This is a genomic window from Segatella albensis DSM 11370 = JCM 12258 (assembly GCF_000426565.1).
GTDB lineage: Bacteria > Bacteroidota > Bacteroidia > Bacteroidales > Bacteroidaceae > Prevotella > Prevotella albensis.
Genome location: NZ_AUFP01000032.1, coordinates 1 through 7,946, shown reverse-complemented (window position 1 = coordinate 7,946; position 7,946 = coordinate 1). Strand labels below are relative to the sequence as shown.

At 36.8% G+C, this 7,946-nt stretch carries 6 protein-coding genes; all 6 read right to left on the bottom strand.

Annotated features, from left to right (window positions below):
- On the bottom strand, positions 1 to 1,589 hold a 1,589-nt coding region (locus tag K333_RS0109610; RefSeq protein WP_036889164.1), incomplete at its 3' end, for a peptidase domain-containing ABC transporter.
- Positions 1,590 to 1,592: 3 nt separating this feature from the next.
- Positions 1,593 to 4,163, bottom strand: coding sequence for a carboxypeptidase-like regulatory domain-containing protein (locus K333_RS0109605; RefSeq protein WP_238314549.1), 2,571 nt, complete (start codon positions 4,161 to 4,163; stop codon positions 1,593 to 1,595).
- Positions 4,164 to 4,199: 36 nt separating this feature from the next.
- Positions 4,200 to 5,033: a GLPGLI family protein gene (locus K333_RS0109600; protein ID WP_081657242.1), complete on the bottom strand. Its 834-nt coding sequence runs from the start codon at positions 5,031 to 5,033 to the stop codon at positions 4,200 to 4,202.
- A 3-nt stretch (positions 5,034 to 5,036) separates the two neighbouring features.
- The gene (locus K333_RS0109595) at positions 5,037 to 6,548 is read right to left on the bottom strand and encodes a cysteine peptidase family C39 domain-containing protein (RefSeq protein WP_024990689.1); all 1,512 of its coding nucleotides are present in this window, start codon (positions 6,546 to 6,548) and stop codon (positions 5,037 to 5,039) included.
- 26 nt (positions 6,549 to 6,574) lie between these two features.
- Positions 6,575 to 7,339, bottom strand: coding sequence for a leucine-rich repeat domain-containing protein (locus K333_RS0109590; RefSeq protein ID WP_051230935.1), 765 nt, complete (start codon positions 7,337 to 7,339; stop codon positions 6,575 to 6,577).
- 66 nt (positions 7,340 to 7,405) lie between these two features.
- Positions 7,406 to 7,594, bottom strand: coding sequence for a hypothetical protein (locus tag K333_RS0109585; protein WP_024990690.1), 189 nt, complete (start codon positions 7,592 to 7,594; stop codon positions 7,406 to 7,408).
- Between the last annotated feature and the right edge of the window lie 352 nt (positions 7,595 to 7,946).

The following is a 7,946-nucleotide window of genomic DNA, read 5'->3' as shown; positions in this document are numbered from 1 at the left end:
AGGGTGGTCTTTCCACTGCCAGATGCGCCAACGATGGCTGTTACCTTACCTTGCGGAATGTGAATGCTCACATCGTCTATGGTCTTGTGCAAAGCATGTGGGTCATACTTGAACATGATGTTCTTGATGTCAATGCCCTCGTCTTTATTCTCTATTGAAGTTTTCAAGCCTTCCTTTCCATTCTCGTCATCCATCTGATGAATCTCGTTGATACGTTCCAAGCTAATCTTCACATCTTGCAGAGAATAAAAGAAGTTCATCAGTTGCTCCACGGGCGAATTGAGCTGCCCGATGATGTATTGTACGGCAAGCATCATACCGAGTGTCATCTGTCCATGAATCACAGCGGTAGCAGAAACTATAGTAATGACAATGTTCTTCATTTCATTAATGAATATACAACCCGCTTCCTGTGTCTGTTGGAGTTTTTGTGATTTCATCTGTACTCCAAATAGGTCTGCTTGCGTATCTTCCCATTCCCATCTTCTACGTTGCTCACACCCTTGCAATTTAATTTCTTGCATAGAAGTAATAAACTCGTAGGTTTTGTTGTTATTGATAGCTTGCTGTTCAAACAATTCATAATCGAGTATTTTTCTATGCTTCAAGAACAATGCCATCCAACCACCATAAACTATACTGCCTAATAGAAAAATGACAAATACAAATTTATTGTATAAAAACAATACTATCGCAAATACCACGAAGGTAAGCAATGCAAAAGTTATATTGAGTGTCTGCTGCGTCAAAAAAGTGTTCACTCGGCTATGGTCGTTCATTCTTTGCATTAAGTCGCCCATGAGTTTTGTGTCAAAGAAAGACATCGGCAACTTCAAGAGCTTGATGAAGAAGTCGCTCACTAATGAAATGTTGATACGCAGAGAAATATGAAGCAACAGCCATCTGCGGATAAAGTCAATACCTGTTCTGCTAATGGTCAGTATTAGTTGACCCAGCAAAATAAGCCACACGAAACCTATGTCTTGGTTCTTGATACCGACGTCGACAATGGACTGAGTAAGAAATGGCAAGGCAAGTTGCAAGAGACTACCTACAAATAATCCCAATAATAGCATAAAATACAAATAACGATATTTGAATATGTATTTTCTCAAAACATGTTTGGAATTGTTAGGTTGTTCGTCCACATGAAAGGATTTAAACTTTTCTGTTGGAGTAAGCAACAACACTGCCCCTCTGATACCTTGCTCCCCTGTACTAATCCAATGCTTACAAAAATCTTCCAAAGATAATTTTATCAACCCTTTTCCTGGATCGGCAATATGAAAAAGCTCTTTCTTGTCAATTTTGTATAATACTACAAAATGATTTTGGTTCCAATGCAAAATACAAGGCATTTGTGCATCTTTCAATTGTTCAATGGTATATAATTGTCCTTGACTGTTGAAGCCAATTTCATTCGCAGCTTCTGTAATAGCATACATAGACACACCATTTTTCCCAATATGTAACATTTGGGATATATTGTCTAAAGAACACTTGACACCATAAGAATTTACTATCATGGTCAAACATGCAGCACCACACTGCATTCCATCATGTTGTTTTATTAAATGTATTTTATTCATCCTTTATATCGTTAGTTTTACAGAGCATACACACTCCCTTCCTCTCAGCTGATAGTTATACGTGAACGTGTTTACGGAATTGTAAATCGTGTATCCATATTGGTGTTGGTTCAGAATGTTTCTGATGTCGAGAGAAACCTTGACCGCTTTCTTCTGATAAGACATTCCCATATCCAATAGGCTCATCGTCTTGGTGACATCTTTTGTCAATTCGTTCTTTACAATATCTACAGATGACTCAAATGTGAAGCCTTCAAAAGGCATGATTTTTAAAGCCACCTTGTGTTGTTGGCTCAAATAACTGTTCTTTTGGTAATCCGTGCAAAGATAAGTCTTGGCAAACATGCCTTTGTAATCCAACTCTATGTATTTGCAAGGTTGTGATGTCAGATATGGAGAGAAAGTCCAACTCTTCCATGTGTATTTCTGTTGATTGTCATTCTGCAAAGTCATTTGTCGCCTCCATTGATAACCACCATTCAAGGAAACCTTGGTCTTGATGGACTCTATGAATTTGGTTATGCCAACCTGTCCCATGAGATTTTTTGCTGTATTTGGGGCGTATATCTTCGACATACTGACGAGCATATGGGTTGCCTCTTGCTTTTGCAGCAAGTTACTTCTTTCCTGACTGTATAGAATATCGGCATTAAAGAACCACATCTTGAGCGGTATCTTATAGTCGTAATGCAGTGTCGCATTCAAACTCTTGGTATCAGCCAAAATACCAGACCCCATCTTGATGGAAATATCGTTAATTCGGACAGGAGATTTCAGAAAATCCAAAATGTCACCAAAGGTGCGTGCATAGAATACGTTGGTACGAAGTACAGAGCGAGAGCTTACTTTGTAGTTGCAATACATGCTTGGGCAGATGGAATAATACCAAGAGCCAGATGACACTGCTGCCATGTGGTCTTTATGAGCGACATAATCTATACGTATAGGTACTTCCATACGAAACACATATTTATATTGAGGATGAGCGTATTCATATTGTGGAGCAAACACCATTCTGAAGATTTGCATACTCTCATCATTGCTTTCATCGGTAGGATGCAAGGTTGTTTGTATCTTATCCATGTAATAGTTCAACAAGAACGGCAAATAGAAGCGAGAATTGTGATACTTCTTAGAAACAGAGAGGTTGTTTTCTATACGCGAACTTTGTCCGTTGGCACTTTGAACAACGGCATCTTCTCCCTCCTTGTCAAGCGTTATCTTTTCCATAGGAGAACCTTGGTACGAGATAAGTGATGTGAGCGACCAACGTAAGTCCTTGTGATGCCACAATGTAGAAAATTTGTTGTTCAGATAAAACTCTCGCATCGTTTGCTTCTGATTGAAGAGCATGCCATTTTCCGTTGTCGGTAATTCTGAAGTCAAGAATGAACCAACGCCCGACAAGGTATTGACGAGATAAGTCTTTTCTGAATTATCCTTATATTCCAACTGGATGCTTGGACGATGCACTGTGGATAGCGGTGAATACTCTTGGGCGATGACGATGTTGTTTTCTGCATCAGCATAACTTCTCGTCAAGCTATAGTCATATTGACTTTTGGCATAGCTATATCCGATATTGCCCTTTAAGGTAACGTCTTTTCTGATTTTCCTCAATATGTTGAACGACAACAAACGGTCCGTGGGCGATGCATACCTATCTACTTCGACGGGAGGAGTAGAAGCAGAAATGTTCTCCAATAAATTCGACAAAGTGGAGGTTGTCTCTTTGTTGTCAAAATGATTGATTCCTTCATCCAATGCGAACTGTTTGATATTGCCTGCTTTCAGCGAAGCCAACATTTGGAAGTTTGACTTGAAAAACATACCTGCTCCATTTACCTCATACAAGGCATGCTCGCCTGCTCCCAATGAGACACCATAAGAACCTACAGGCTTAAACTTAGCCTTGTTGCTCATGTTCACGTTGATAGCCACATTGTCTGAAAAGACATCCTTATCGGCTTTTACTGCCTGATGGTTGCTGAGCACCTGGACGGAGTTTACGAATGAAGCAGGAATATTGGTGGTGGCGATGTTGTATCTTCCACCCAACAAGTCCATGCCGTTGATATAAAAGTTGGAAATCTCCTTGCCCAAGTATTTGATGGAACCTTTGTCGCCCACTTCAATGCCTGGGAGTTTCTTCATGGCATCCTTGAGCGTATAATCATTCTTGCCAATATACGAGGCCAAGTTATAAGACAAAGTATCCCCTCGCTGGTAGATGGCAGGGGCTTTTACCACAACCTCCTTCAAGGCTGTTGACTTTTCTTTTAGATTGAAGTTGCATTCTTGTGAGATATTCTTGATTTCTTTCCTTGCCTTTTCATATCCAATGGTTTCTGCCGTAATGGTTATCACCTTAGCCTCCGTATTGAATGTAATCTTGAAAGACCCATTTTCTGCCGTCCTTGCAAAACCAAGGGTAGCTTTGTCGGCATTAGCCCTTACGATGACACCTTCCAAAGCAGCACCAGTGGTATCACGTACCACTCCTGTAACCACACTTTGTGCAAAAGTGCAGATACAAAAGTAAGCCAATATCATAAAAAGCAATAATCTTCTCATATTCATAAAGCTCTATCATTCAAAATCTTCTTTTGTCTATTTGAGTTCCAAAGGAACATATCCATTAGGGCGCATTCTCAGCACCACACCATTCACCAAGGCACTATGACCACCATCCTCATAGTTCTCAATGGTCATCTCACTGATGGATTCAGTAGGAATGTTGCCCATTGGATTTTCTTCAAACTTGTTCTTCGCCTTAATGAATTGTTCTCTTGAAGTCTTGACAATGTTGGCGTATGGCTTCATATTCATAGGCATATTGGACTTACGAAAAGTGATTGCCTTGAACTGATGTATGCCTTCCGAATCATTTGCTGCCAACACCAAACCTGGCAAACCGCAAAGTTTCCAAGGACCAAAGGATACAGGTATCTCCGTGGAATACCAAACGGTCCAAGTTCTGCCGCCATATTCTCCCATAGCCTTTTGGCAAGTATATCCACAGATGGTGTCTTCCTCCTCTGCAAAACTCCAATTGATCGGCGAAGCTGTTTCGGTATAGCTGTAGTAATTTGGCGTAATGACACTATAGACTGTCATTTTTCCCTTAGGCACATTTTGAGAGACAGATTGGTCAAAGAACATATCGTTTCTCATTTCTTGTGTATTGAACTTCTGAATGTCCGATTCGGGAGCTTTGCAAGCAATGGCAGAGTCCTTTTGGAATGCAGTATAATCAGAAAACATGGCTGCGTTTCTACCGATTTGCAGGATGGTGGAAGTTGCATCCGAAGAGCCTTTGGTATTCTTTACATGATACTCGTAGATACATTCGTATTCATCCGTAGAAGTAGAGACACCTTGTCCCATTACATGAGATGCCATACCTAAAAATAATATCAGTGATGTGAGTTTTATTGTTTCCATTTTCTAAAAGTTTATGATGTCCATTAAATCGATTCCTTTTGGCAAGAGGCTTTCATTCAGAAAAAAGGTTGGAGTTGAGTGAACATTATTCATTTCACACCATTCTTTCTGTCTACCAATAAGATAGTCTATAGACTTGATTTCTATCTTTTTTATGCAAAATCTTTCTTCAAATTGTGTTTGACTATAGATACCAAAGTTATACCACTTTTGGATAATATACAAAATTTTATCTGGATTTTGCAAAATAGCAGAAAACAAAATCTCCAATTTTTCATGTTGCTCTTTTGTCCAATATGTGAAAAATATATGTAATTTTATAGAGTTATTCAAAGCCATTGCATTATATATACTCAAGAAACCGAGAGCACAAGGTATGCATGTCGGATTAAAAACTGCCACGACACGCTTTTGGGCATTTTGTGTTCCCCAATTAAAACTATCCAAATATTGAGATGTAGAATTAATATTTTGAGTGAACCTGTTTAGTAGTAGCAAATACTGTTCTTTTAGAAAGTTATCACTTCTCCTAACATTAACAATTTGTATTGTGTTACCCAATGTTTTTTTTGAATATATTGTCGAAAATGATAAAAATATAATAAACAAAAGGGTATAATATATGGCATTGTCGAAATCAGATTTCAAAAAAAATATTTTGCCAAAATCTAAAGAGCATATATTGAAAACATTTAATACCAATATACTTATTTGTAAAGACAAGCATAATGGGCATATTTTCTTTATTCTAAAAAATTGAGCCCACAAACTCCAAGCAACAGCTGGTATTGCAGATGCCCAAAGTATAGCTGTAAACAAAGGAGAAAGATTAGAGCATACTATCATAAAGAAAAAGGAGGCAAAATATGCAACGCATATATCCACCAAATCAATTATCCCTCCGAATCGATACTCTATATTACAATCAAAATGATGATTACTTGTGCATATTTTTTTTGCAATATTTTTGCCTGTGTGCTGGGCAAGGATACAGTATGTGAGAAAATATCCTATCCCACATCCTAAAATATTCATGACGGTCGAAACTATATTTTCCTTTGTTGTAACTATCAACAAACACAAAATCAACAAACTGCCATATCCCAATATCGTAAAAATCTTTTTCGATTTTTCTTCCTTTCTGTGATTTTCATATTGGGGTTCGCAACTTTGTGGTGTTTTCTCGAAAGCAAGGAAAGTTCCATCCCATATTTTTAAGAATGTATCTTTCTCTATATAGGTATATATATCAGAAAATACTTTATATTTGTTGTCTTTGCAATCTTCAACAACAACAAAATCATCATGCAGTTTTGTTAAAAATGGAATAATTTCATTTTCAAAAGTTTCCTTATTCGTAATCTTCCCAGGTTGTGTGTCTATGCCATAGAATCTAAGCATATTTGAAAATCCCAACAAATTAGTATTGTTAGGATTTTCCATGTAGAGTTTACGTAAAAAAGTACTTGTAAATTTTACATTTAAAAGAAATAAAATATGCTTTAATACATCCATGATTTTCTGTATTTAAATGTTTATTGCTATTTACCAAAGTGATATTTACAGTTGTCAAATGCCGTCGAATCAACATTGGGAGCTGATGAAAAATTCACTATTTCTAAATCCCAACAATTGGCAAATGCTTGATGACTGATTTTTTCAAGACTTTTGGGAAAATCCACACATTTTAGTTTTATACAACGAGCAAATGCAAAATGCTCGATGACCTTGAGATTTTTTGGAAACACTATTCTTTCTATGTTTTTGCAACCAGAAAAACATCTATCATTAATGACTTCCATATTATTTTTGAAAATCAGAGTTGTGATACCTTCACAGCAAGTAAATGCTTGTCTTCCAATCTTTATGACAGATTGCGGTATAGTAGATATAGAGACTTTATTGCAATCCCAAAAAGCCCACTCTCCTATTTCTGTTAAACTATCTGGTAAGGAAGCTAAAAGTAATTTTCTGTCCATATTAAATGCACTATTACCAATATATGTTACAGATGGGGGGATCTTTACCTGTTCTAACTTTTCACAAGTGTTAAAAGCCCTCTTCTCTATAATTTTTAATTGTGCTGGCAATATAACTTTTTTTATATGATTGTTCTTTTCAAAAGCCATCTCACCTATAATCTTGACTTTCTTTAGTTCTTTATGGCTGTTGAAATCTATGACAGAATCCTTTCCTAACCATTGCTTTAGACATAACCCATTAGGGGTTTCTGACAATGTATACTTTTTCCCATACGAAACAGAATGAGCCAATATGAGCAAAAATATAAAAATAAGTCTAAACATATTACGAAATTTTAAAATTAAGAAGAAAGTTCTGAGTCGAAACTCAGAACTTTCAACATTACTTAATTAATTAAGTCCACCATATTCTAAACATTCCTCAATACTAGAAACCTCTTTCGTGTGTACAGAACCATCACTTTCATGAACTGTACAAGGGAAGCTTTGTGTTGCTACCGCAGTACCACCACAAATGGAACGCATATCTGCATTTTCCATTTTAAGCACTTTTTCTCCATTTTTAAAACTTATAATCATAATTTTCTGTTTTAAAATTAAACAAACTGTTAACTGCCTAGGAATCTACGTGTCTTAGAAGTTACGCCTTTTTACCCAGACGGGGCTGTATCAACCTTGCGCAAAGGTTATTGGAACAATTGCACCAAAACGAAAGCAAACTGCAATTATTTGCCTCATTTTGTATTCTGAGTGCAAAGGTTTGAAGATTTTTTGAAACAAAGTAATTTTCAGAGAATATTTAAATTACATTAAACTATGTTGTACGTGATTATACTTTGCATAATAACGCTAAAACAACATTTTCACTTACTTTTTTTTACGGTTTACCTGCATCTTTATTCTATTTGATTCGTTAATAAGTTGTCTTGCT

What these genes read in the sequence shown, in the direction of transcription:
- K333_RS0109585 (WP_024990690.1), bottom strand. Translation starts at nt 7,594, where the DNA reads ATGATTATAAGTTTTAAAAATGGAGAAAAAGTGCTTAAAATGGAAAAT.
- K333_RS0109605 (WP_238314549.1), bottom strand. Translation starts at nt 4,163, where the DNA reads ATGAGAAGATTATTGCTTTTTATGATATTGGCTTACTTTTGTATCTGC.
- K333_RS0109600 (WP_081657242.1), bottom strand. Translation starts at nt 5,033, where the DNA reads ATGGAAACAATAAAACTCACATCACTGATATTATTTTTAGGTATGGCA.
- K333_RS0109595 (WP_024990689.1), bottom strand. Translation starts at nt 6,548, where the DNA reads ATGGATGTATTAAAGCATATTTTATTTCTTTTAAATGTAAAATTTACA.
- K333_RS0109590 (WP_051230935.1), bottom strand. Translation starts at nt 7,339, where the DNA reads ATGTTTAGACTTATTTTTATATTTTTGCTCATATTGGCTCATTCTGTT.